This is a genomic window from Mammaliicoccus sp. H-M34 (genome assembly GCF_022386495.1).
Lineage (GTDB): Bacteria > Bacillota > Bacilli > Staphylococcales > Staphylococcaceae > Mammaliicoccus > Mammaliicoccus fleurettii.
The window spans coordinates 46,852-70,622 of the sequence record NZ_JAJNIK010000003.1 but is presented as its reverse complement, the minus strand read 5'-3'; the positions used below and the strand labels follow the sequence as shown (position 1 = coordinate 70,622).

Sequence of the window (23,771 nt, the reverse complement as noted above, 5' to 3'; positions counted from 1 at the left end):
AATTCCTCTCTTCTATTTAAAATAACTTTTTACGCATAATAATTTTTTCAACTTCATAGTCCATTGAATCATTAATATGAATCATATTTTCATTGTGGGCATGGACAGTTGAAACTATGGAATACGCACCCATTTGTTGAGCCCACTTTTCTACTTCTCGCTTTAAAGTTTTAGCGATTCCTTTTTTTCGATGATTTTCAATAACAAGAAGGTTATAAATTTTAACTTCTTTATCCTTATAATCAAATTTAGCCCATATGAAGCCAACACATTCTTCTTCAATAAAAGCACCAATCAAGATACTTTTTTCGTATTCAAGAGAGCCTTTGATTGCTTCATATTGTAGAGACACTGCCAATTTCATACTATATCTCTCATCTTTAAAAGACTTTGCAGCCATTTGGCTAATCTTATAAATATTTGCATCATCTTGAATGTATTTTATTATAAACATTGTTCTACCTACCTAATTGTTCTCTATCAATAATTTAATTGCTAAAATAAATATAACGATAAACATAATGATTTTTAATTTCTTTTCAGGCAACGAAACAGTCAAACGACCACCTATAAGTCCACCAATACCTGATCCAAGTGCCAAACTGATTGCAAATGGCCAATTAACATACCCTTGAAAAATAAATACAAATGTCGATAACGATAAGTAAATTGTTATGACTAAAGTTTTCATACACTGAACTTCAGCATAATTTAATTTCGGCATAATTAAATTTAAAGCTATAATGAATAAAAATCCTACAGCAGCTTGAACAATGCCACCATATATACCTAATGCTAGAAATACAATAATAAGAAGAACGATTCTAAAGATGGATAATTTTTCAGTTTGCTTGTTTGCACCTTTCCATCTAGTTGGAATGATCATAATAATTAAAACGAGAAGCATAATAATACCTAACATGCGGTTGAAAATTGCGTCTGGGAGATTAATTGCGTAATGTACGCCAATAAAAGAGCCAATAATAGCGGGTATACTCAAGATAAGACTTAACTTAACATTGCGCATTCCTTTTATGTAAAATACATATAAACCTAGTATATTCTGAACTAAAATTGCAACCCTGTTCGAAGCGTTCGCAACTGTAGTAGGTAATCCAAAAAATATAAGTAATGGTAAAACAATTAACGATCCACCTGCTGAAACTATATTAATCGTTCCGGCAAAAATACCTACTAAAAATACAATAAATAAAGTCAACATCTCCAAGCATTCACCACCTGTCATATTTAATAATATCGGAAATTTAATCATCTGTAAAAAGTATAAACCTCAAATTAGTAATGTTTTATAATAAAATACTTGGTAAAATGAAATTATTGAACAAAGAAAGGAAAACGCTGATGAAAAAATCAACACGCGACCTTATAATTGAAAACAATGTAAAACGACTAAGATTAAATAGTCACGATAGAGAAGTATATGAAAACTATATAACATATGTCCGTGCTAACTTAAGTATTAACGAACATGATTCAGAAAAAATGTTACTTAACATACTTAATCATTTATTAAGTGCAGAAAAAGACGGTATGCATGCAATGGAATTCTTTGATCATGACCCAAAACAGCATGCAGATAATATGATTAAAAACATGCCTAACCGTACTTTTCAAAATATCTTTAAATTTATAGGCTTACACATATTAATGTTATTAGGCGTATTTTCATTTATACGAGGATTTACAGGATTCTTCACTCAAATAGAATACACATACCTATATACATTTCTTATAACGTTTGTAACAGGATTTACGATGATATTCATTTTTATATGGATGATATTCAAAGTAGTACAAATAAGGATATATAGCGAATCAAATTGGACCACAACAATAACGAATGTTTTAATATCAGGCACATTCGTACTAACAATATTAGCCTTTTACTTACCAGGATTTTACTTGCAACTAGGACCAAAAATTTATACATCCAATTGGGCATATATCATTATCGCACTCATACTCACACCACTAGGACTTTATATAGACCATCATAGAAAAATCGACCAACCCGACACAAGGTAAAGAGGAATATAGGAAAAATACGGACCGATAATTATTTTATCGGTCCGTATTTCGCGTTTCTGGACCGCTATTTTATTTTATCGGTCCGTATTTCGCGTTTCTGGACCGCTAATTATTTTTATCGGTCCGTATTTCGTGTTTTCGGGTCGATATTTTATTTTATCGGCCTGTATTTTGCGTTTTCGGGTCGATAATTATTTTTATCGGCCTGTATTTCTCGTTTTCGGGTCGATAATTATTTTTATCGGCCTGTATTTTGCGTTTTCGGGTCGATATTTATTTTTATCGGCCTGAAAACACTATACTATTCCACATCCTTAAAAGTTCTCATTTACGATTGCGTATAAATAATGGTCTTTCCATTCTCCTTTGACTCTAACGTTTGATCTGTTTAGACCTTCTCTTATCATACCTGCTTTTTCTAACACTCTTACTGACCCTACATTTGTTGGTTGTGCGCCTGCTTCTACTCTATGAAATCCTAGCTCATTAAATGCTATTTTGATTACTTTTTTTGCAGCGATTGTCGTAATTCCTTGCCCACTATATGCTTCGTCTAATGCATATCCCATCATGCAACTTTGGATATTATGTCTAACCACTGCGAATAAGTCGATCGTACCTATTATTTTATTTTCTTCTTTTTGCATGATTACGTAATGGTAACCATCGTCATTTTTCATATCTTGTAAGTATTTTTCTATATTTTTTCTATAATTATATAGTTGATAATCTGAGTCTTTTCTATCTGCAGCTGAATATGTTTCAAATAGTTCTCTATTTCTAATATCTATTTCTAAAAGTTCATTTGCATCTTCTATTTTAACTGGTCGAATTTCAATCATGATGTACCTCCAACTTATATTTATAATATTAGTATACACATCAATTGAAAAAATTTATAAAAAAAGGAGGTCCTGCATCATATTTTCGAACAAACGTAATGCTGACCTCGTTTTTTTATGTTTGATATAAGTATTTCCCAACCCTTGATTCCATTTTTCCGAAAACCCATTCGAAAAACAGCGCCATAATCCAATATATTACACTTGCGATGATATACACTTCGACAAATCTATAACCGTCATTAGCTATAATTTGGCTAATTGCTAATATTTCTGTTACTTGAACAACAAACGCAATTGCTGTTCCCTTTATTAAAGCTATAAATTGATTCCCTAAATTCGGTATCGCATATCCTAGCGCTTGTGGAATTACAATTCTCATCAAGATATGTCGTCTTCTTAGACCAACTGTTATAGCTGCTTCTATTTGCGAATCGTCTACACTTTTCAATCCACTCCGCATAACTTCTGTTAAGTATGCTGCTGAATGTAATGTAAATACAAAGAGAACGATTGTTAATGAACTGACACCATCAGGGTCTAAACTCAATTGCCAAACTTTATTCAACCATTCTATAAGTACAGGTGTACCATAGTAAAATGCAAACAACTGAACAATGAGAGGTGTTGATCTAAAGAATGACACAAATACAACTATAACTTGATTGATAACAGGTATCTTTCTTTTTCGAATTAACGCAAATATAGTACCTATTACTAAACCAAACACCATACTTATAACTGCAATTAATAATGTTGTTGGAACACCTTTTAATATATCTCCAACATGTTCATACATAAAAGGAAAATCTATAGACAATTTATTCACCTCATTTGTTCAGTTTGATATGGTATATTATATTTTTTCTCTAAAAGCATGACGATAAATTCTACTAATATACAAATAACCCAGTAAATAATACATATCGCCACATATACAGGAAACATTCCTAAACCGTAATTATTCCCTATAATTAAGTTAACTTGCCCCATCATGTCAATAAGTCCGATAGTAAATGCAAGTGAAGTATCCTTAATCAGTTCTATTACTTGATTACCGATGTTTGGTAAACTATTTCTAAATCCTTGAGGAATAATAATTCTCGTCAATATTGTTCTATCACGTAAACCAACTGTTTTTCCTGCTTCAATCTGTCCTTTATCAACTGAATTATACCCAGCTCTCATCACTTCAGATAAGTATGAACCTGTATGCAGAGTGAAGGTTAATATGACAAAAAATAGACGACTAAAATGATTGATATCTATGTAAACCCATTGCAAGACAATCGGCAATGCAAAATAAACTAAAAATAATTGCAAAATAAGCGGTGTACTTCTCACGAAAGAAACATACAGTTTCACAACTTGAGTTAATATCGGTATTTCTTTTATTCTTATAACTGCTAAAATCAGCCCTAAAATTAAAGCAAATAGAAGAGAAATAATAATGATGAATAGCGTAATTGGTAATTTATCTAAAATTTGCATAAACAAATCTGGCCAAGTTGTCGTTCCCATTTTTCTCCTCCTTATAAGCTATCTTTAATGTCATTTAATGAATCTCTGTCTTCAAATACATTAAATCCAAACCATTTTTTAGATAATTTCACGAGCGTACCATCTTCTTTTAATTCTTTAGTCGCTTTATCAATGTCTTTTTGTAATTGTGTATTTTTATTGTTATATAAGATATGAATAGATTCTTTTGAAACAACGCCACCTACTTTAACATCAGCATTTAATTCTTTTTGAATCGCTTGATATGTTGTTAAATTTAAGAACATTGCATCTCGACGTTTTGATTCAATCATTTTAAAATTTTCACCATTAGATACTTTTTGAATTTCATCAATATCTATCTGTTGTTTATGAGACTTGTTATATCCAGAAAGAATAGAATAAAGCCCACCACTTGGAGCCATAGGTGTAAGTCTCTTATTATGTAAATCATCCAATGTTTCAATATCATTTGTATCATTATGTACAATTAGAGTCGTTAAAGAATATACGTAAGGTTCTTTTTGATATAAAAATTTTTCTTCACGTTCTGGCGTTTTGAAGAACCAATTGATCCCCATATCAAATTTACCTACACCAATTCCTACGACGTTTGATTCCTCTTCACCAAATTCATATTGAAAATCATACTGTGGTAACTTCTTTTCAAGAGCTTTCATATAATCCATATCATAGCCAACTGGATTGTTATCACTGTCTGTATATAAAAACGGCGGATTTACTTCAGCGGATAATGCTACTTTTATAACTTTTTTATCATTATTTTCTTTAGAAATTTGACCACAACCAGATAATGAAATGATTAATGCACTTACGATTAGAAATTTGATATACTTCATTTCATACCTCCTATGCCCCAACTGTTGAAGTTAAACGACTTAAAAATTTTCTTGTACGTTCCGATGATGGATTATCAATTACATCCTCAGGACTACCACTTTCAATAATTTCTCCATTATCCATGAATATGACTTGGTCTGATACTTCTTTAGCAAACTGTATTTCGTGTGTCACGATAACCATCGTTCTACCTTCACTAGCAATTTCTTGAATAATATTTAGCACGCCTTGAACAGATTCAGGGTCCAATGCTGAAGTTGGTTCATCTAATAAAAGCACTTCTGGTTCAATGCTTAATGCTCTTACGATACCTACACGTTGTTGCTGCCCGCCTGATAATTGTACTGGGTATGCATTTGCTTTATCTTTTAGTGAAACTTTGTCTAAATATTCCATACCTTTAGCATTTGCTTCTTTCTTGCTCATGCCTTGTCCATAGATCAAACCTTCAGTAATATTTTCTAAAATTGTACGATTTTTAAATAAATTATATTGCTGAAATACCATAGCCGACTGTTTTCTTAATTTTGCTACATCATTTTTATTAAAATTTTCAATATTAAATAACGTATCTCCTAATTCAATTACACCTTTATATGGTGTTTCAAGCATATTTAAACTTCTTAATAAAGTGGTTTTTCCTGAACCACTTGGCCCTATAATTGCTGTAACTGTCCCTTTTTCTTGTTCAAAATTAATATCTTTCAAAATTTCATTATCCCCAAACTTATGATGCAACCCTTCAACCTTTATCAAGTCATTCACTCCCGAACAAAATATTAAATTGAATTTATCACAACTATTCATATAAGTAAAGTCGGTTTTAATTTAAAATCCCTAATTCACGCCATTTATAAAATTTTCTTATCTTTTTACTCGGATTAGATTGAATTTTAAAAATTGTCTGACTATAATGACATATATAACTTAAGGAGGTATTTATTAATGACACAAGAAAATTGGAATAAAGAAACGCTTGCAATTCACGGTGGTCAAGTACCTGATCCAGTTACTGGTTCAACAGCCGTTCCTATTCATCAAACTACGTCATTTACATTTAAATCAACTGAACACGCTAAAAACTTATTCGCCTTAGCTGAAGAAGGTAATATATATTCTCGAATTATGAATCCGACTAATGATGTCTTTGAAAAACGTATCGCATTATTAGAAGAAGGTTTAGCTGCATTAAGTGTAGGTAGTGGACAAGCTGCCATTACTTTAAGTATTTTAAACATTGCTGAAAGTGGTTCTGAAGTCGTTGCATCTACTAATTTATATGGTGGTACATATAATTTATTTGCAGTTACACTAAAGAAATTTGGCATTAAAGTACATTTTGTAGATCCAGATGATCCAGCAAATTTCGAAGCTGCAATAAATGACAATACTAAACTGATCTTCGCTGAAACTATCGGTAATCCACGTATTGATGTACTGGATATTGAAGGTGTCGCTGAAGTAGCACATAAAAATGGCATTCCTTTAATAGTAGATAATACATTTGCTTCACCTCACCTACTACAACCAATTAAATATGGTGCAGATATTGTTGTACATTCAGCAACTAAATTCATTGGCGGTCACGGAACATCTATCGGTGGCGTAATTGTAGATAGTGGTAAATTTAATTGGGATAACGGAAAATTCCCAGGATTAGTAGAACCTGACCCAAGTTATCATGGCGTTTCTTACGCTAATGACGTAGGTCCAGCAGCTTATATTACAAAAGCACGTGTTCAACTACTAAGAGACCTTGGACCAGCATTATCACCATTTAATGCCCAACAATTCTTAATAGGACTTGAAACATTACATTTAAGAACAGAACGTCATTCTGAAAATGCCCAAAAAGTAGCAGAATTTTTAGAATCACATGATAAAGTAAGCTGGGTGAACTATCCAGGACTTGAATCAAATCAATATCATACACTCGCTAAGAAGTATTTACCAAAAGGACAAGGAGCAATACTAACATTTGGAGTTAAAGGCGATTCCGAAGCAATTCCAGACTTTGTAGAAGCCCTATCACTATTCTCGTTATTAGCAAATGTTGGAGACTCTAAATCACTTGTAATACATCCAGCAAGTACAACTCACCAACAACTATCCGAAGAAGAACAAGTTGCATCAGGCGTAACAAAAGATTTAGTACGTCTTTCAGTAGGCACAGAATCAAGTGATGATATTATAAAAGACTTAGAACAAGCTTTAAATAAAATTAAATAATTTTAATTAACCATTCCACTCTGCCAAAAGTTGGGAATGGTTTTTTTTGATCTATATTTCTAATTAATGCTATCGCACTACCAATATCTGCTTCAATAACATAAGGCAAACTCCAATATTAATATTTATTTAAAATACTTTTTAGTTTTCCTATATAATTTTCTTTAAGCTGCTTAGGATATATAATCTCTACATGCTCACCTAATGATATTAAATAATCAGTCATATAGCCCAATTCTTCAATGTTATAGCCGCCTGTGATATAAGGTACATCTTCTATATATTCTAGTTTCATATTCGGATAATTTTTCTTTAAAAAGAGTTCTATCCCAAAATTCGTTAATTTACATTTAAATGGTATATCATTAAACATCTGTTCATGAGTCTGCTTTATGTCCTCTAGTTTTTTTCGAGAAAAAGGCTGCTTCCCCTCACTTATATCTAGCTTTGTTATATAGTCACATCGATAAATTCCCCACGACTTCTTATTGAAATCATAAGCACTACAAAACCAAATACCATTTCTATAAAACAAATCATAAATTTGAATTTCAGTTTCTACATACTTATATTGCGTATATGTGATATAAACTCTATCTTCATTCATAATGGAAGTTAAAATTCGATCTAAGTTATCTGCACTATTTATTGGCGCAACATTATAATAATGAATATATTTTAATATCTTAGCGATATCTTGCTGCTTTTCATTAGGTAAACTTGCAAATAATTTTTCTTTAATTTGCTCATAAGATTTTTCAAAAGGGGTACTTGATAAAATATCTAAAGCTTTTAATGCAAAAAATATTGCCAATATTTCATTGTTATTAAAATAAATAGGAGTTAATAAATTTTGAGAAATCAACTTATATCCCCCATACCGTCCACTTTCAACGTATAGTGCCAACCCCATGGCTTCAAGTTCTTGAATATCTCTTAGTGCCGTTCGTTTGGAAATACTAAACTCTTGCATAATATCTTTTAAATGGAATGTAGTTTTATTACTTAAGAAAATGAGTTCTTGATTTAATCGCTCAGATTTTTTCATAATTCCTCCTTCAAAGGTGCCTTATTTAGGCACCTTTAAGTTTTATACTTATTCTATCAAAGAAATAAGGAGTATATACTATGAAAACTTTAATTATTAATGCACATCCCGATTTTAACAATGAGAATAGTTTTTCTTATAAACTACAAGAATTGTTCCTAAGAAAGTATAAAGACACTTTTGCAAATGATACACCAGAAATTTTAAATTTACATGCTATTGATTTACCTCGTATTGACACAACTCAGCTATTAAATATTTGGGACAAACAACAAACAGGTAAAACAATGACTGAAGAAGAACAACACATATCCGAAATCACTAATAATTTACTTTTCCAATTTAAATCATTTCATCGAATTGTGATTATCTCACCGCTTCACAATTTTAATGTAACTTCTCAACTAAAAGACTATATAGATAATATTTTGATTGCACGCCAAACTTTCAAATATACTTCGGAAGGTTCAGTAGGATTAATGACTGATAACTATAAAGCTTTATATTTACAAGCCAGTGGCTCAATATATACAAATGATGATCGATATACAGCTTTAGATTTTTCTTATAATTATTTAAAAGCAATGTTTGAAGATATTATGGCATTTGATGCATTTTATATTGCACGAGCCCAAGGTACAGCCATATTAACCGAAGAAACAGTTTTACAAAACGCAGAGCACGACTTAGACCAAGTCTTTAATGCTTTTTATAATTTATAATCATTTGCCTTTGAAAGTTCATAATTTCCGAGGTATATCTTATACTGTAGTTTTCAAAAATGCACTAAGTCACACCAAAAAATCCCCTCACTACTCGTAATAGTGAGGGGATTGGTGTATAAGTGAATACTTATTTTCGTTACATAAATTATAACATCATAGTGGTTTCGAATGCAAAGTACATAATAGAATAGGATTTAATTATTAATAACCCTTTGTAATTAGACCTACTGACTTTTGTCACTTTTATTAAATATACTTAACGTGTTATTTATTTTAGAGTAAAAAGGTACACTAATACCACTTTAGATACTAAAAATCGGCCCATAAATTCCATATGAAAAACAAAATACATAACATACATAAACCTTATCAGATAGGAAATTATTTATTTTTAGAATTTAGGACTAACTTCACGTAATAATTTGTTAGACTTGGTTTTGTATTGGGTATTTATTTTGTATAGTGGGTGATATTTTGGATATTATATATAAGTTGTTTTTAGTGATTGTTATTACTTTTATTTTGTTATTGTTAAAAATTAGCATGAGTAATTTTCAAAAAAGAAGAACTGGAAAGAATGATGTAGAAGTCAAAAATACAAAAAAGCATAATATTTTAACAGGTCTTTTATTTTTTGTTTTGCTGTGTTTAGTAATATTCACACAATAATTAAGTTGGCAATAGCAGAATATAAAAAAAGAGAAAAATGAGCATAAAAAATTGGCGACTAAGTCACACCAAAAACCCCTCACTATTCTCAGTAGTGAGGGGTTTGGTGCATCAAATGCAGATATTCTTGTTAAATACATTATAACATAATAGTAAAGAACTTCTTACCCATTGTATCTTTGACCGATACATTCATACCTTTAATTTGTAAATCAACAAAGTTTTTAAACTTAAATATCCATAAAAAATGAAAATAAGTGCTACTTTATTTCTTTTTCGCTTTAATTAAAATAAACGGTGGAAACTGTTTTAACTTGTTGATACGTTCTTCATCATAGTATTTAAACACTTCTTCTGATTGTCCAAGGTCCTTAACACATTCGATTTCAAAGCCACTATTTATTAAACTATTGAAAATAGTCTCAATCGTATGATGGTATTTGAAGACGTCTTGTCCTATCCAGTTAGCAGAACGTATAGATTCATCAAAATAGTGTTCCATTCGTAAATAAACGCCGTTTTCATCTTCTTTGCTAACTTCTGGATCCATTGTAGCAGTTTGTATTGGATGTTCCATAGTAAATAAAAGAGTTCCTTCGCTTTTTAATAATTGATTTAATTTCTGACAACATTTTTTAAAGTCTTCTATGTAATGAAATACTAGTGAAGACACTATGACATCGAAGGTTTCATCAATATTAAGTTTCATAAAATCCTCATGATATAATGTCACAGGCTTATCTTTAAATTTCTTACTACTTTCATCAATCATGTTTTTTGATTGTTCGATACCTGCTATATGGTTTGGATTATACGTTAACATGTAGGTTATAAGATTCCCCATTCCACACCCAACATCAAGTATTTGCTTTCCAAATAAATCAGGCATCAAGCGTATCATTTCAGGCATTTCCACTACCTCATTATAACTTAAATGGCTATTCCTCTTATTCTTATACCCTTCAAAAAATGCTGAGTTATCATAAATATTATCCATTATTAAAATACCTCCTTTATTTGCACACTTAATAGTGCTTATAAGTATAACAAAAGACACACAATATATATCTCAGACTCCTTTTTCAATAAGGAGCCTCTTAATTATTCATCTTCTATATGTTCTGAACCCCATTTACAAAGCTCCTGTAACGCAGGCATTAATGACTTACCTCGTTCTGATAAATAATATTCTACTTTGGGTGGGACTTGTGGGTACTCGTGGCGGATAATAAGTGAATCGAACTCTAACTCTTTTAATTGATTACTCAACATTTTATGAGTAATGCCTTGAAGTGATTTTTTCAGTTCACCATAGCGCATAATTTCTTCTGTTAATAAACAAAATAGTATATGCATTTTCCACTTCCCTCCAATAAGCGATAACGTATAATCAAAGCCTTTATTGTTGAGTACTTGTCCATTTGTAGTTTTAGAGTAATTCATATAATACTCTCCTTTTTGATAGTATCTTACTAAAAAGTGCATACTAGTTTTTTTATATCATCATATTATACTAGCAATTAGAAATAAATTGAAATAAAAGAGGAGAATATATAATGGCAATTAAACCTATTGAAAGATCTAAAGCTTACCGTTTATTACAAGTAGGACCAACAACAATGATTTCTGCCAAGCACGATAATGTTGAAAATGTGATGGCGGCTGCTTGGGTTGGTCTTGTTGGAAACTATAAAGTTATGGCGTATATTGGCAAACAAGCTTTTACACGTGAACTCATCGAGAAGAGTGGTTATTTTGTAGTGCATATACCAACTGTTAAACAAATGGAAACAGTCTTATATGTTGGTGAACATAGCTCTAAAGAAATGGATAATAAACTTGATAACCTTCCTATATTTTATCAAGATGACGTTGACATCCCATTGGTTGAAGGTAGTGCTGGCTGGATTGTATGTAAAGTAATGCCAAATAAGCAAAATGAACAAGATCATGACTTGTTTATGGGCGAAATTGTTGGTGCTTGGAGTGACGATCGTGTCTTTAACAATGGTCATTGGATCTTTGACGATGCTCCTGATGAATTACGTACCGTACACTACGTAGCTGGAGGACAATTTTATGCTATAGGTAAAGGAACAAAATTCACTCATGGTCCAGGAAAAGACTAGAAAATAAATGAGAATATTTCATATTCATAGTTCTCTTACAAATCGTATTTTATTATAAAAGCGACTAAGTCATAAAAAAATCCCCTCACTACTCGTAATAGTGAGGGGATTGGTGTATAAACGAATACTATGTTAATTATCCTATTTTTTTCATTTTCATTCTTTTAGAAAATTGTATAATCAGTGGATAAAACAATGCAAAAATAGTCATCAATGATAACACGATACTAATTGGGGATCCCAAAAATATATCTGCTACATTATTATTACTTACTATTAAGCTTTTACGGAAATTCTGTTCCATATCTGAACCTATAATTGCTGCCAAAATCAAAGGTGCAAGTGGAAAATCTAATAATTTCATAACTAATCCAATAATGCCGAAAATAATTAAAATATAGAAATCAGTTATACTATATCCTAATGTATATGTACCGATAAACGCTAGCACCAAAATAATTGGATATAAAACTTTAGGTGGTGTACGTAATATCTTTAGTAATAAGCCTATTAAAGCAATGTTTATAATAACTAAAAATAAATTACCAATAAACATGCTGTTAATGAGTGTCCATATCATTTCAGGTTCGTTTTCAAATAATAAAGGTCCTGGTTGTAAGCCTAACATAACCACCGCACCTAAAATTACAGCTGTTGTCCCTGATCCTGGTACGCCCATCGTTAATAAGGGGATTAAAGCGCCTACTGCAGCCGCATTATTAGAAGCTTCTGGTGCAGCTACGCCTTCTATTTGGCCTTTCCCAAAATTCTTACCATTTTTGGATATTTGTTTTTCTGATGAATAGCTTAACATTGCCGCAATAGCACCACCAGCTCCTGGTAAAACACCGATTAGAAATCCAACTGGACTTTGTCGAAACATAGTACCTCTTGTTTGTTTCCAATCTTCTTTTGATAATTTCATTGATCCTACATCAGCATTAGGTGGTTTCAATGCATCTAAATGCAAATAATTATACAATACCTCTGCTACTGCATATACACCAATGATAACAACTAAGAAGTCGATACCTTCACTTAATTGAGGATTGTCAAAAGTGAAACGATAAATACTTGATTGTAAATCAACACCTATTGTACTAATGATTAAGCCAATACTCGTGGCAATAAAGCCTTTGACCATCTTTCCAGACGATAAAGTTACAATTGCTGAAAGTGTAAATAAGAATAGTAAAAAATATTCTTGTGAACCAAATTTTAAAGCAAAGTCAGACAACGGTTTAGCTAAAATGATAAAACCAAATACTGCAATAATACCACCAATTAATGAAGCTATAGCTGAAATTGTTAGTGCTTTACCAGCCTCTCCATTTTTAGTCATCGGGTAACCGTCAAATGTAGCTGCAATCGCTGAACCATCACCTGGCGTATTTAATAAAATCGAGCTTCTCGAGCCACCATACATGGCACCATAATAAATTGAAACCATTAAAATCAATGCGCTCACTGGTTCCATACCAAATGTCATAGGTATGAGTACTGCAACCGCAGTCGCAGGTCCTAATCCTGGTAGCATACCTACCACTGTACCTAGAAAACCACCAATAAGCACCCATAATATATTCATCGGATGAAACGCAGTTGATAGTCCTTCTAAAAAACTTCCTGCATCAATTCCCATTTAAATTACCTCCTTAAGGTAAGCTGACATCCAATAATTGCGAAAATGTGTACCATGCAATGCCAGAAAAAATCACCGTAACTAAAATATTTTGTAACCATCTTTTATATCCATTAATTAAGAACATAATGCCACCTAAGAACACAATTGTTGAAATTAAAAAACCGAGACGTTCGAATATTAAAGCGTATATTACTGTTAAGACAATTGTTAAGATGATACGTATGAATGTTTTTCTCTCTAGTAATTGTGAAAATGCTGTAAATGATTCCTTTCGTTTTTTAAATTCTTGAAAGAAATAAGCAATACTCATTATAAGAAGTAATAATCCAACTAACATTGGAAAATACATTGGGCTATTTGGATTGCCAATATTTGATTTAGGTATATTTAAAGTCAGCACTAGATAAATAACGCCAAATAATATTAATAATACTGGAAAGACAAGTCTCAACATTTATACTCCCCCTTTATTTCATTCCTGAATCTTCGACTAATCCTTTATATTTCTTACGTTGATCTTCTAAAAATTTCTTACTTTCTTTACTGTCTTTGTAAAAGTTTTCCCAATCATTATTCTTTCTTATTTTTTGCCAACTTTTCGATTTCACTACTTTTTTCATAGTTTTATCCCAATAGGCAATTTGTTCTGGTGTCATATCTTTCGGCCCCATCACACCACGCCAATGTGGAAAGACAACATCAACACCCTGTTCTTTCCATGTAGGTACCTCTTCAATACCTTCAACAGGTTCATCAGAAGTCACTGCCAATATTTTTAACTTTCCAATCTGGTGTTGTTCTTTTACTTCAGAAACAGAAGTAGAGGCAACATCTACATGTCCTCCTAATAAAGCGGTTTGTAAGTCTCCTCCACTTTTATATACAAGGAAATCTATTTTATCTACATCAACGCCATACGCCTTAGCTGCCTGTACAAAAGCTAAGTGATCATTGTTGCCTAAACCTGGTGCAACACCTATAGTTAAAGATTCTGGATCATCTTTTAGTTTTTCCATTACTTCTTTACCAGAACTTAAGTTAGATTTATTTGATGCTGTTAAACTAATCCATTCAGTTGCTAAAATAGCAATAGGAGTGAGATCATCTGTACTTAAATCACTTAATCCTAATTCGTTATTAGATAATAATAAACTGGAATTAATAGATATAGTGTTCGGTGAACGTGTTTTTAAATATTGCCAACCTATTTCTCCGCCACCTCCAGGTTTATTAATAACATTGACGTTTTGCTTGGTTAAGTTTTCATCCATCATAATTTTTTGGATAGCACGAGCTGTTGTATCCCAGCCGCCTCCAGGTGAAGCCGGTGCAACAATTTCTACCGTTTCATTGGGAAATTGATTACTTGACGCCTTCGAATTATTATCTTTGCCACAACTTGCTAATATAATTGAAAAAACGATGATTAAAATACCCCATCTTTTCATCGAACCACCCCTTATTTTGAAAGCGTTTACAAAAATTTGTATGATACTCTATTAAAAATGTTACCCAGAACATAATCAGTCATTAAATACAGTGATTTTTAGACTGAAAATTCTGATTTTTTATAATAGTAAAATGTTAACTATGTATGCAACTATAATTAGATTATTTATTGAAACATCCAGAGCGATCAAGGGCAAATGCTTCTATAGAATTCATTATGCACGCTTGTCGCTAATGGATATTTATTTGTAACATCTAGCCAATTGGGCTATTACAAAGCATAATAATACTTGGTTTTTTATACAATATATAAAAAACTATGCTCAATTTTCTAATTTGTTCATTTGTACATACTCAGCAGCTGATTTCCCAGCTCTTTTACCAAAAACTGAACCTGACATTAAACCAGATCCGCCTGGATAATTATGATAAAACAATCCCCCTACCATTTCTCCTGCTACAAATAATCCATCTATAGGATTGTTTTGTTCGTCTAAAACTTCAGCTTTAGTGTTTGTAGAAACACCTCCAAAAGCAAAAGTAATGCCACATGTAATAGGAAAAGCATAATAAGGTGCTTGGTCAAATTTTAATGCCCAATTCGTCTTTTCTGGGCTAATACCTTTTGTAGATTTACCATCTTTCACACTTGGATTGTAGTCTCCATCTTGAACACTAGAATTATATTTCTCAATCATTTTAATAAAATTATCAGGATTTATCTCCATTTTTATGGCTAGTTCTTCTAAAGTGTCCGCTACAATCTTAGTAGCTTCTTTTAAATTATATTCTTTTCTCAGCATAGGGCAGACTTGAGAATCAAATATTTGAAAAGCTTTTTGATCAGGTTGTCTCAAAGTCTCTTTTCCATATTTTGCATAAGTATAATTTCTAAAATCAGCACCTTCATCTACAAATCTTTCTCCATTTTTATTAATGATTAAGCCCAGCGGATAAGATGATTTTTTATAAATATCACCAGGTTTTGAAAAATCACCCACCTTAGGAGCGTTATAATCTGTAGTATGAGCATGACAACCATCATATTGACCTGCTTTTTTAGCTCCAATTGCTGTCGCTATTTCTATTCCGTCACCTGTGTTATATTCAGTACCTCTAACAATTGCTTTTTCCCATTCTTCACCTAAGTTTTCAACTCTTTTATCTATACTCGCTTCAAAACTACCACATGCTAATATAATAGCCTCAGTATTTACAGTTACCTCTTGCTTATTATTATCCAAGTAAGTTACTGCTGATACTTTATTATGATCCATTTTAATTTTATTAACTTCAGCACTATATATAATATCGATACCTAGTTCTTGGGATCTTTCGAATAAAGTGTTCATTAATCCTATCCCTTTATCCACTGTCTTTATAGGTAAGCCACCCCAAAAATTTTTATTTCCATTAATTTCAAAGTACTGATTTTCATTTAATTGAAACTCTACTCCTTGTTTTTTCATCCATAAAATAGTTTCAAATGACTCATTTGATAAAAATTTTGCTAATTCTGGATTACTCTCACCATTAGTTACTTTTAAAATATCTTCATAAAAGTCTTCAGTATTATAATCAGGCATTTGTATTTTTGATAAATCACTTTCTGATAGTGCTGTGACAACTTCATTGATTCCTTGTAAATCATTATAAGCAAACCTTATTGCTCCATCAGTAAATATTGAATTTCCCCCTCTTTTTTCTTTGGGAGCTTTTTCTAATACAAGCACTTCACTACCATTCTCTTTTGCTGATATTGCTGAACTTAGTGCAGCATTTCCTGTTCCAACTACAATTACGTCATATTTTTTCAAAAATATCCCTCCATAAAAAAAGTAATCTAAAAGTATTTAAATTTAGATTACATAATAAAATAGTAGAAAGGAAATACATATATTCTATTCACTATCATAAAATATTTTTATGACACTTTGCTTATACTAATCAATATACTTATAATATGATTTAATGTGTCTAATAAACTTTTGCATTAATGGATAATCCACTTCTTCCCTATATAATAACCAAGTATCCCTATAAATTATTTCATTCTTTTTGTTTTTTATAGGTATTATATTTAAATTTTCATGGTCTCTGATACCGATATTGGGAGCAATTGCATAACCCATGCCTTTTTCTACTAGCTTCAAACAAGACTCTATGTTATCAATTAACATCGCTTCATTCGGAGGCTCATTGTAAGATTCTTTCCACCAGTTATCAATAGTATTTTGTAATCCTATATCAGTCTTAAAAGCTATCCTTGACTTTGAAGGTAAGTTTTCTATATCAATCTCATCTTTGCTGATTATACATATAGGTTCTTGATCTAATAGAATTTTATAGCCTTTCCAAGATACATCTCCTCTTACTATTGCAAGCGAAACTTCATCAGATGCTATTAATTTATAAATAGATTGGCTCCAAGAAGTAATAATTTTGAATTGAATTTTATTAAAATCATTCGTAAAACTACTAAGTATTTCAGGCAAATCATATCTCGCTAAATTATGAGAAACACCAAGTCTGATTACGCCCTCATTTTCGTTATCTATGCTATGAAGATTATCCTTCATCTCATTGAATCCATTCAAAGTTTTCTTAGCATACTCAACGAGATGAAGACCTTGAGGAGTAAATCTAATACCTTTTTTAGTACGTATTATTAAAGACACTCCAAGCTCTCGTTCAATAGTATTAATTTTGTAACTTAACGAAGGTTGAGATACATATAACTTTGTCGCAGCCCTTGTAATATTTCTTTCCTCATTCAGCGTTTTTATTATTTCTAAATCTCTAAAATCCATAGTTAGTTCCCCTTTCGCGTAAACAAGTGGTGCCATAAAATTATTAAATAACGAAGAAATAGATAAAGGGATTATCCATAAAAACCATATAACTTCATTATGTATAAAAAGTGCTAATATAATAGTACATAAAAATTTAAAAGTAAAAGCTAGGTTTAAAATTTCAGTATTATTAATGAAGCGGCTGACTTTACTTAATATATACACCTAAAAAAGAAAAGTTAATAGTGAGTGGATTGGTGTATAAGTGTATACTTATTTTCGTTACATACATTATAACATCATCGTGATTTGGAATGAAAAGTACATAATAGAATAGGATTTAATGATTAATAACCCAATACACTGTAGACCTACTAACTCCTATTTTTTTAGCAATTTCTTCGCCGTTGAGCCTATTGCTCTTGCAGTTTCCAATCCTTTATTTTTTTAATCATAAGTCAGCTAAAATGAATAATTCTTATAAATTTGATAACATTTATATATCATATGTATCAAAAAGGAGAACTAAGTAATGAAACAATCTGTATATGATTTAACTCAACAACATAGATCTATTCGCCAGTTTAAAGATGAACCTCTATCTAAAGAAACTGTTCAAAAATTAGTCGAAGCTGGACAAATGGCTTCTACATCTAGCTACGTTCAAGCGTATTCTATAATCGGTATTACTGATCCTGAAATTAAGAAAGAATTAAAAGAAATTTCTGGACAACAACATGTTGTAGACAATGGCTACTTATTCGTTTATGTAATTGATTATTATAGACATAGTTTAATTAATAAAGAAACAAATGGAAATATGGAAACAAGTTTTGAATCTGCGGAAGGTCTTTTAGTAGGTACAATTGATGTTGCATTAGCAGCACAAAATGTAGCACTAACTGCTGAAGATATGGGTCTTGGTATTGTATATTTAGGTTCTTTACGAAATGATGTTGGTCGCGTTAGTGAAATATTAGACTTACCTGAGCATGTCTTCCCATTATTCGGTATGGCTGTAGGCGTGCCAAGTGATGATGAGCAAGGTTCACCAAAACAACGATTACCATTTGAACATGTCTTTCATGAGAATCAATATAACTCAGACAAAGAACAACAACTTGAACAAATCAAACAATATGACAATGATATTAAAGATTATTATGAACAACGCTCTAACGGAAAACGTTCTGAATCATGGTCTGAACAAATTAGAAAAATGATGAGCCAAAAAACAAGACCAGATATATTAGAGAAATTGAATATTAAAGGATTTATGAAAAAATAATATCGTTAGGTCAACTAAAAATAAGAGGCGGAGACAAATTAATTGTCTCCGCCTCTTTTCATTATAATGGTAGTAGCTATCTGGATTGAAAATGTGCTATAACAGCTTTTTAATCCTAGTTAGCTTTTTATTTTATGATGTTTTATCTTCTATTCTGCCATCACTTAGTTTGATTACTTTATCTGCAAATTCAAATACTCTTTCATCATGTGTAATCATAATACCGATTGAATTATTTTCTTTTACATTATTTTTGATCATTTTAACTACTTCAATTGCTCGTTTTGAATCTAAACTTGCAGTTGGTTCATCTGCTAAAATCATTTTTGGTTGGTTCATCCACGCTCTCATTATAGCTACACGTTGTTTTTCCCCACCTGATAATGCGTTTGGATATGATTTCAATCTATGTGATAAACCTATTTCTGTTAATAATTTTTCTGCTCTTTCTTTTGCTGCTTTTTTACCCATTCCAGCCATTTGACCTACATAAGTTAATTGGTCTGTTACATTTAAATAAGGTATTAAATGTGATGATTGGAAGATAAATCCTATTTGGTTTAATCTCATATCTGTAAGTTTTTTATCTGATAAATTCACATAATCTAAATCATCTAAAGTGATTTCTCCTGAACTCTTACCTAAAAGTCCACCGATGATTGATAATAATGTTGATTTTCCTGATCCAGATGCACCGTTTAATACGATTAATTCACCTTTATCTGCTGTAAATGTAATATCATTTAATACTTGAGTTTTTGCTTCTTTTTCACCGAATGATTTTGTAACATGTTCAACGACTAATCCCATAATTATTCTCCTCCTATAGCTTCTAGTGGTTCAATTTTCATAACTTTAACAAGTGATAATACTGCTCCGATTAATGAAACGACAATGAATACTGCAACCATCAATAACATCAAGTTCGTATTTAGGAAGAATGGCATTGTTACTGGCATCACGCCACCTAAAATTAAAATTACTGCGATTGCTAATGCAACTCCGATTAATGTAATAATTAATATTTGAAGCATTAATGAAGATATTAAATTTTTATTTTTCGTACCGATTGCTTTTAAAATTCCGAATTGACTAGTTTTTTGAATTGTCATTACGTAGAAGAATGCTGTAATAACGATTGCTGAAATTACGAATAAGAATACGATCATCAAGTTTAATGGTTGTTGTTCTGCATTATAACTTGGAATTGAATTTAACATATCATCTTGTGAAATAACTTTTACGTCATCTAATTTGTTGATTTCATCTTTTTGGCTGTCACTTAAACTATCGTATGCAACAACTGAAATGTGATTCCCTTTTAAATCGTTCATTCCATCTTTATTAACGTATGCCATTGAAGTATGTGAGAACATGATATTGTTAGCAAATCCAGAGATTTTAAATGATTGATCTTTATCTGCTATTTTAATTTTGTCCCCTACTTCAAATCCTTCAGCTTTCAATTTCTCGTTTAGTAATACTTCATTGTCACTTTTCGGTAAGTGACCTTCTGAAGGATCAGGTTTAATGTCATCTGTAAGTTGTGTAAACATTAAATCTGCTTTACCACTATCCGTTTCAACTTTCTGCATTGCCGTCTTGATTGTGTCACCTTTTGCTACATTGTTAATTGCCTCATCTGATTTATCAGTGATATTTGATTGGCTTAAATTATTATCTGCGTCACTCGCTATGACATATTCACTTTTATTCCATTGTTCAATTCCTGAAACGTTCTCTTTCGCTAACCCTTGTGCTAATGCTGAAATAAATAATACTAAAAATGCTAATAAGAATAGAATTAAAGTTACAAGTAAATATTTAAATTTGTAATAAGTAAGTTCTTTAAGTGCTAATTTCATGTTTATCCGTTCCTCTCTCTTAATGTATAAACTTATAATAACGACCCAATGTGAACTGAATATGAACAATAAGACATAAAACAAAAAAACTTTATAAAAAGTTAAAAACTTTGAAGATAGATATAATACAAGCTATTTAATTAATGTTCATTTATAGACAATTTACTAGTGTGCCTTACTTTAAGTTGGTACAATTAAAGCAAATATGAATGATATGGAGGTTATCTTTATGATTAAATCTACATGGCAAGGTAAGAAAACTTTTAAAGCACAATCTAAATTCGGTCATAATATAGTTTCTGATGCTCCTACTGAATCTGGTGGAGATGACAATGGCCCATCACCAGTTGAATTAATGTTAAGTGGTTTAGCTGGATGTACGGGTATAGATGTTACAAATCTTATGAAAGAACGATTAGCCAATGTTACGAAATTGGAAATTACAGTAGATGATGAAAGAGAAGATATAACATCTCGTGCAGTTAAACATGTAAATTTAATTTTTGATGTTGAAGGCGAAGTTGATTTAAAAAAATTAAAACGCTCAATTACATTAAGTGTAGAAAAATATTGTACAGTTGCACATTCACTAAAAGCTACAATTGAACCGAAACTTATATTTAATGGTAAAGAGGAAACTTTATAAAAAAAACAGTTTGGACTGGGATCTACGTTATTAAACGATTTCCCTATCCAAACTGTTATTTTTTAATATATGGTGCTCGCCAAATATAAAATGTTGCGTAAGAACTCCACATTTCCCATCCTTTATTCAAAGCAATCATTTGTTCTTTTGAAGGCTTTTGCTCTAAATTTAATATAGCTTTCAAAGCATTTTGTAAACCAACATCTCCAATAGGAAAAGCATTCTTAACTCCTAATGACCTCATCATGACATAATGTGCAGTCCACGGCCCAATGCCTCTAATATTAACAAGTGTTTTTTCAATTTCTACCTTATCTTCCATATTCAATAACATATCTTTAGTTAACATTTGTGAATGGATTATCTTTGCTACATCGATTAAATATTCAGCTTTTCTTCTAGAAAATTTTAAATCCATCAATTCTTTTACAGTAATTTTGGATATCACATCAACTGTTGGGTGAATATAATATGATTTATTTTCAAACGTCATTTTTTCACCATAACTTTCTACTAATCTCTTCTTCAGTTGATAAGCAAAAGTTAAATTAATCTGCTGTCCAATTATCCCCCAGGAAATAGCTTCAAAAAAGTCAGGTATTCTGATTAATCTCAATCCATATAATTCATTTATTAAAGGTTCCAATATCTCATTTTTTCTACCATATTGATAAAATAAAGATAAATCTGCAGAAAAATCAAACCATTCTTCAATAAAATTTACTAACCTTTCTGTATTTTCAGGTGAGATAGATATATCATTTAGAATTTCTACTATTAAATAGTGGCGTTCATAAGAAATAGATAACAACAATTTAATATCATCAATCTTTATTGCACGATAAATTTTGTCATCCACTATATCAAAGAGCACTTCATTTTCGTCCCTTTTTAAATAAGCTAAACATTGTTCATAGTCGAAAATATCTGGACACTCAATTCTAATTTCTTCCATAAAGCATCACTTCCTTAATTACTCATATTATGAATCATATGTTTTTAATAAACAAATTAGAAATTTTAAAACATAAAATCAATTCATAGAAATTACATGTTATAATTGCAAGTAATTACCAATTAGGAGAGAAAAATATGTCAAAAAAATTATTCGTATTAATCACTACATTGTTACTTATTTTAGCAGCTTGTGGAAATAAAGATGACGATTCATCAAAAAGTAATACACATAAATACAAAACAGACGAAGGTAAAACTGTTGAAATTCCAGATAAGCCAAAACGAGTTGTTGTATTAACAACGGATCAAGGTAACTTCCAAAAGCTTGGTGTAGATCCAGTTGGGACAGACGCTGACTTCCCTAAATCTAAATATGTAGACGATAAAGATGCTAAACGCGTTGGATCAGAAGACATCGAAGCTGTAACAAAATTAAAACCTGATTTAATCATCACATATAACGCAAATCCTCAAATTAAAAAATTCGAAAAAATAGCACCTACAGTTCCATTTGATCATAGTAAACGTACATTTAAAGAAGTGCACGTTGAAATCGGGAAATTACTAGGTAAAGAAGACAAAGCAAAAGAACAAGTAAAAGAATTAGAAGACTTAATGTCTAAAGAAGGTAAAACAGTAAAAGAAGAAATCGGTAAAGATAGCACAGTTTCTATTATGGAAGTTGGTCCAAAAGAATTAACTTTAATAGGTAAAAACTTTGGCAGAGGTTCAGAAGTCATCTATCAAGGCTTTGGATTTAAACACCCAGAAGCCGCAGAAAAAGATATACCAAAAGAAGGATGGTTAACAACTTCATTTGAAAACTTCAGCAAATATACAGGTGATTATTTACTCATACCAACTGAAGACGGCAAAAAACCAACCTCTTCATTAATCGACGGTAGCATTTGGAAAAACACAAAAGCAGTTAAAGAAGATCACGTTTATTATTATCCAAAAAATGAATTTATGTATTCAGACCCAATTTCAATAGAGAAACAAACTGAGTATTTAAAAAATATGCTGACAAAATAATAAATAGGAGGCTAGGACATTTAATGTGTCCTAGCCTCATTA

General features: G+C 31.2%; 26 protein-coding genes. 7 read left to right on the top strand and 19 right to left on the bottom strand.

Annotated features, from left to right (window positions below; genetic code table 11):
* Positions 1-16 precede the first annotated feature (16 nt).
* Both LQ608_RS04610 and LQ608_RS04605 read right to left on the bottom strand, forming a co-directional pair.
* Positions 17-454: a GNAT family N-acetyltransferase gene (locus LQ608_RS04610; RefSeq protein ID WP_239750168.1), complete on the bottom strand. Its 438-nt coding sequence runs from the start codon at positions 452-454 to the stop codon at positions 17-19.
* Between the two features lie 12 nt (positions 455-466).
* Positions 467-1,222, bottom strand: coding sequence for a sulfite exporter TauE/SafE family protein (locus LQ608_RS04605; RefSeq protein ID WP_088368997.1), 756 nt, complete (start codon positions 1,220-1,222; stop codon positions 467-469).
* Between the two features lie 140 nt (positions 1,223-1,362).
* Here LQ608_RS04605 and LQ608_RS04600 point away from each other — a divergent pair, with 140 nt between their 5' ends.
* Positions 1,363-2,046, top strand: a complete 684-nt coding sequence (locus tag LQ608_RS04600; RefSeq protein ID WP_239750167.1) for a DUF1129 family protein — start codon at positions 1,363-1,365, stop codon at positions 2,044-2,046.
* 317 nt (positions 2,047-2,363) lie between these two features.
* Here LQ608_RS04600 and LQ608_RS04595 read toward each other — a convergent pair whose 3' ends face one another.
* The 5 genes from LQ608_RS04595 to LQ608_RS04575 form a co-directional block, all read right to left on the bottom strand.
* Positions 2,364-2,891, bottom strand: coding sequence for a GNAT family N-acetyltransferase (locus LQ608_RS04595; protein WP_239750165.1), 528 nt, complete (start codon positions 2,889-2,891; stop codon positions 2,364-2,366).
* A 115-nt stretch (positions 2,892-3,006) separates the two neighbouring features.
* On the bottom strand, positions 3,007-3,711 hold the full coding sequence (locus LQ608_RS04590) for an amino acid ABC transporter permease (RefSeq protein ID WP_481817127.1): 705 nt from the start codon (positions 3,709-3,711) through the stop codon (positions 3,007-3,009).
* A gap of 5 nt (positions 3,712-3,716) precedes the next feature.
* Entirely contained in the window at positions 3,717-4,412 is a 696-nt protein-coding gene (locus tag LQ608_RS04585) for an amino acid ABC transporter permease (RefSeq protein ID WP_239750163.1), read from the bottom strand.
* An 11-nt stretch (positions 4,413-4,423) separates the two neighbouring features.
* The gene (locus LQ608_RS04580) at positions 4,424-5,251 is read right to left on the bottom strand and encodes a transporter substrate-binding domain-containing protein (RefSeq protein WP_239750151.1); all 828 of its coding nucleotides are present in this window, start codon (positions 5,249-5,251) and stop codon (positions 4,424-4,426) included.
* A 10-nt stretch (positions 5,252-5,261) separates the two neighbouring features.
* On the bottom strand, positions 5,262-6,008 hold the full coding sequence (locus tag LQ608_RS04575; RefSeq protein WP_239750149.1) for an amino acid ABC transporter ATP-binding protein: 747 nt from the start codon (positions 6,006-6,008) through the stop codon (positions 5,262-5,264).
* A gap of 189 nt (positions 6,009-6,197) precedes the next feature.
* Here LQ608_RS04575 and LQ608_RS04570 point away from each other — a divergent pair, with 189 nt between their 5' ends.
* On the top strand, positions 6,198-7,481 hold the full coding sequence (locus LQ608_RS04570; protein WP_239750147.1) for a homocysteine synthase: 1,284 nt from the start codon (positions 6,198-6,200) through the stop codon (positions 7,479-7,481).
* A gap of 118 nt (positions 7,482-7,599) precedes the next feature.
* Here the strand turns inward: LQ608_RS04570 and LQ608_RS04565 are convergent, their stop codons facing one another.
* On the bottom strand, positions 7,600-8,529 hold the full coding sequence (locus LQ608_RS04565) for a helix-turn-helix transcriptional regulator (RefSeq protein ID WP_239750146.1): 930 nt from the start codon (positions 8,527-8,529) through the stop codon (positions 7,600-7,602).
* Positions 8,530-8,609: 80 nt separating this feature from the next.
* On the opposite strand from LQ608_RS04565, the gene LQ608_RS04560 reads away from it, so the two are divergent.
* Positions 8,610-9,251, top strand: coding sequence for an FMN-dependent NADH-azoreductase (locus LQ608_RS04560; protein WP_239750123.1), 642 nt, complete (start codon positions 8,610-8,612; stop codon positions 9,249-9,251).
* Positions 9,252-10,188: 937 nt separating this feature from the next.
* Here the strand turns inward: LQ608_RS04560 and LQ608_RS04555 are convergent.
* Together LQ608_RS04555 and LQ608_RS04550 are read right to left on the bottom strand one after the other, a co-directional pair.
* On the bottom strand, positions 10,189-10,920 hold the full coding sequence (locus tag LQ608_RS04555) for a class I SAM-dependent methyltransferase (RefSeq protein WP_239750115.1): 732 nt from the start codon (positions 10,918-10,920) through the stop codon (positions 10,189-10,191).
* 104 nt (positions 10,921-11,024) lie between these two features.
* Positions 11,025-11,366 (bottom strand): winged helix-turn-helix transcriptional regulator, encoded by a 342-nt coding sequence (locus LQ608_RS04550; protein WP_078357300.1) that lies wholly within the window; start codon positions 11,364-11,366, stop codon positions 11,025-11,027.
* A gap of 113 nt (positions 11,367-11,479) precedes the next feature.
* Between LQ608_RS04550 and LQ608_RS04545 the strand changes: the two genes are divergently transcribed.
* On the top strand, positions 11,480-12,052 hold the full coding sequence (locus tag LQ608_RS04545) for a flavin reductase family protein (protein WP_239750114.1): 573 nt from the start codon (positions 11,480-11,482) through the stop codon (positions 12,050-12,052).
* Positions 12,053-12,188: 136 nt separating this feature from the next.
* Here LQ608_RS04545 and LQ608_RS04540 read toward each other — a convergent pair whose 3' ends face one another.
* The 6 genes from LQ608_RS04540 to LQ608_RS12540 all read right to left on the bottom strand — a co-directional run bounded on the left by LQ608_RS04540 (position 12,189) and on the right by LQ608_RS12540 (position 18,374).
* Positions 12,189-13,694, bottom strand: a complete 1,506-nt coding sequence (locus tag LQ608_RS04540) for a tripartite tricarboxylate transporter permease (RefSeq protein WP_239750109.1) — start codon at positions 13,692-13,694, stop codon at positions 12,189-12,191.
* A 13-nt stretch (positions 13,695-13,707) separates the two neighbouring features.
* Positions 13,708-14,151: a tripartite tricarboxylate transporter TctB family protein gene (locus tag LQ608_RS04535; RefSeq protein WP_239750100.1), complete on the bottom strand. Its 444-nt coding sequence runs from the start codon at positions 14,149-14,151 to the stop codon at positions 13,708-13,710.
* A gap of 13 nt (positions 14,152-14,164) precedes the next feature.
* On the bottom strand, positions 14,165-15,145 hold the full coding sequence (locus tag LQ608_RS04530) for a tripartite tricarboxylate transporter substrate binding protein (protein ID WP_239750098.1): 981 nt from the start codon (positions 15,143-15,145) through the stop codon (positions 14,165-14,167).
* Between the two features lie 324 nt (positions 15,146-15,469).
* Complete coding sequence (gene tcuA / locus LQ608_RS04525; RefSeq protein ID WP_239750089.1) at positions 15,470-16,963, bottom strand: FAD-dependent tricarballylate dehydrogenase TcuA; 1,494 nt, start codon at positions 16,961-16,963, stop codon at positions 15,470-15,472.
* 126 nt (positions 16,964-17,089) lie between these two features.
* Positions 17,090-17,956, bottom strand: coding sequence for a LysR family transcriptional regulator (locus LQ608_RS04520; RefSeq protein ID WP_239750088.1), 867 nt, complete (start codon positions 17,954-17,956; stop codon positions 17,090-17,092).
* A gap of 322 nt (positions 17,957-18,278) precedes the next feature.
* Positions 18,279-18,374 (bottom strand): HTH domain-containing protein, encoded by a 96-nt coding sequence (locus LQ608_RS12540; protein ID WP_481817128.1) that lies wholly within the window; start codon positions 18,372-18,374, stop codon positions 18,279-18,281.
* A 96-nt stretch (positions 18,375-18,470) separates the two neighbouring features.
* Here LQ608_RS12540 and nfsA point away from each other — a divergent pair, with 96 nt between their 5' ends.
* A complete protein-coding gene (gene nfsA, locus LQ608_RS04515; RefSeq protein ID WP_239750086.1) occupies positions 18,471-19,226 on the top strand; it encodes an oxygen-insensitive NADPH nitroreductase in 756 nt (251 codons plus the stop codon).
* A gap of 132 nt (positions 19,227-19,358) precedes the next feature.
* Here nfsA and LQ608_RS04510 read toward each other — a convergent pair whose 3' ends face one another.
* A complete protein-coding gene (locus LQ608_RS04510) occupies positions 19,359-20,036 on the bottom strand; it encodes an ABC transporter ATP-binding protein (RefSeq protein WP_078357292.1) in 678 nt (225 codons plus the stop codon).
* A gap of 2 nt (positions 20,037-20,038) precedes the next feature.
* Positions 20,039-21,091 (bottom strand): ABC transporter permease, encoded by a 1,053-nt coding sequence (locus LQ608_RS04505; protein ID WP_239750084.1) that lies wholly within the window; start codon positions 21,089-21,091, stop codon positions 20,039-20,041.
* 229 nt (positions 21,092-21,320) lie between these two features.
* Between LQ608_RS04505 and LQ608_RS04500 the strand changes: the two genes are divergently transcribed.
* Positions 21,321-21,737: an OsmC family protein gene (locus LQ608_RS04500; protein WP_239734337.1), complete on the top strand. Its 417-nt coding sequence runs from the start codon at positions 21,321-21,323 to the stop codon at positions 21,735-21,737.
* Positions 21,738-21,792: 55 nt separating this feature from the next.
* Here the strand turns inward: LQ608_RS04500 and LQ608_RS04495 are convergent, their stop codons facing one another.
* Positions 21,793-22,692, bottom strand: a complete 900-nt coding sequence (locus LQ608_RS04495; RefSeq protein ID WP_239750082.1) for a DNA-3-methyladenine glycosylase family protein — start codon at positions 22,690-22,692, stop codon at positions 21,793-21,795.
* A gap of 137 nt (positions 22,693-22,829) precedes the next feature.
* On the opposite strand from LQ608_RS04495, the gene LQ608_RS04490 reads away from it, so the two are divergent.
* Positions 22,830-23,729, top strand: a complete 900-nt coding sequence (locus LQ608_RS04490) for an ABC transporter substrate-binding protein (RefSeq protein WP_239750075.1) — start codon at positions 22,830-22,832, stop codon at positions 23,727-23,729.
* The last annotated feature ends 42 nt before the right edge of the window (positions 23,730-23,771 follow it).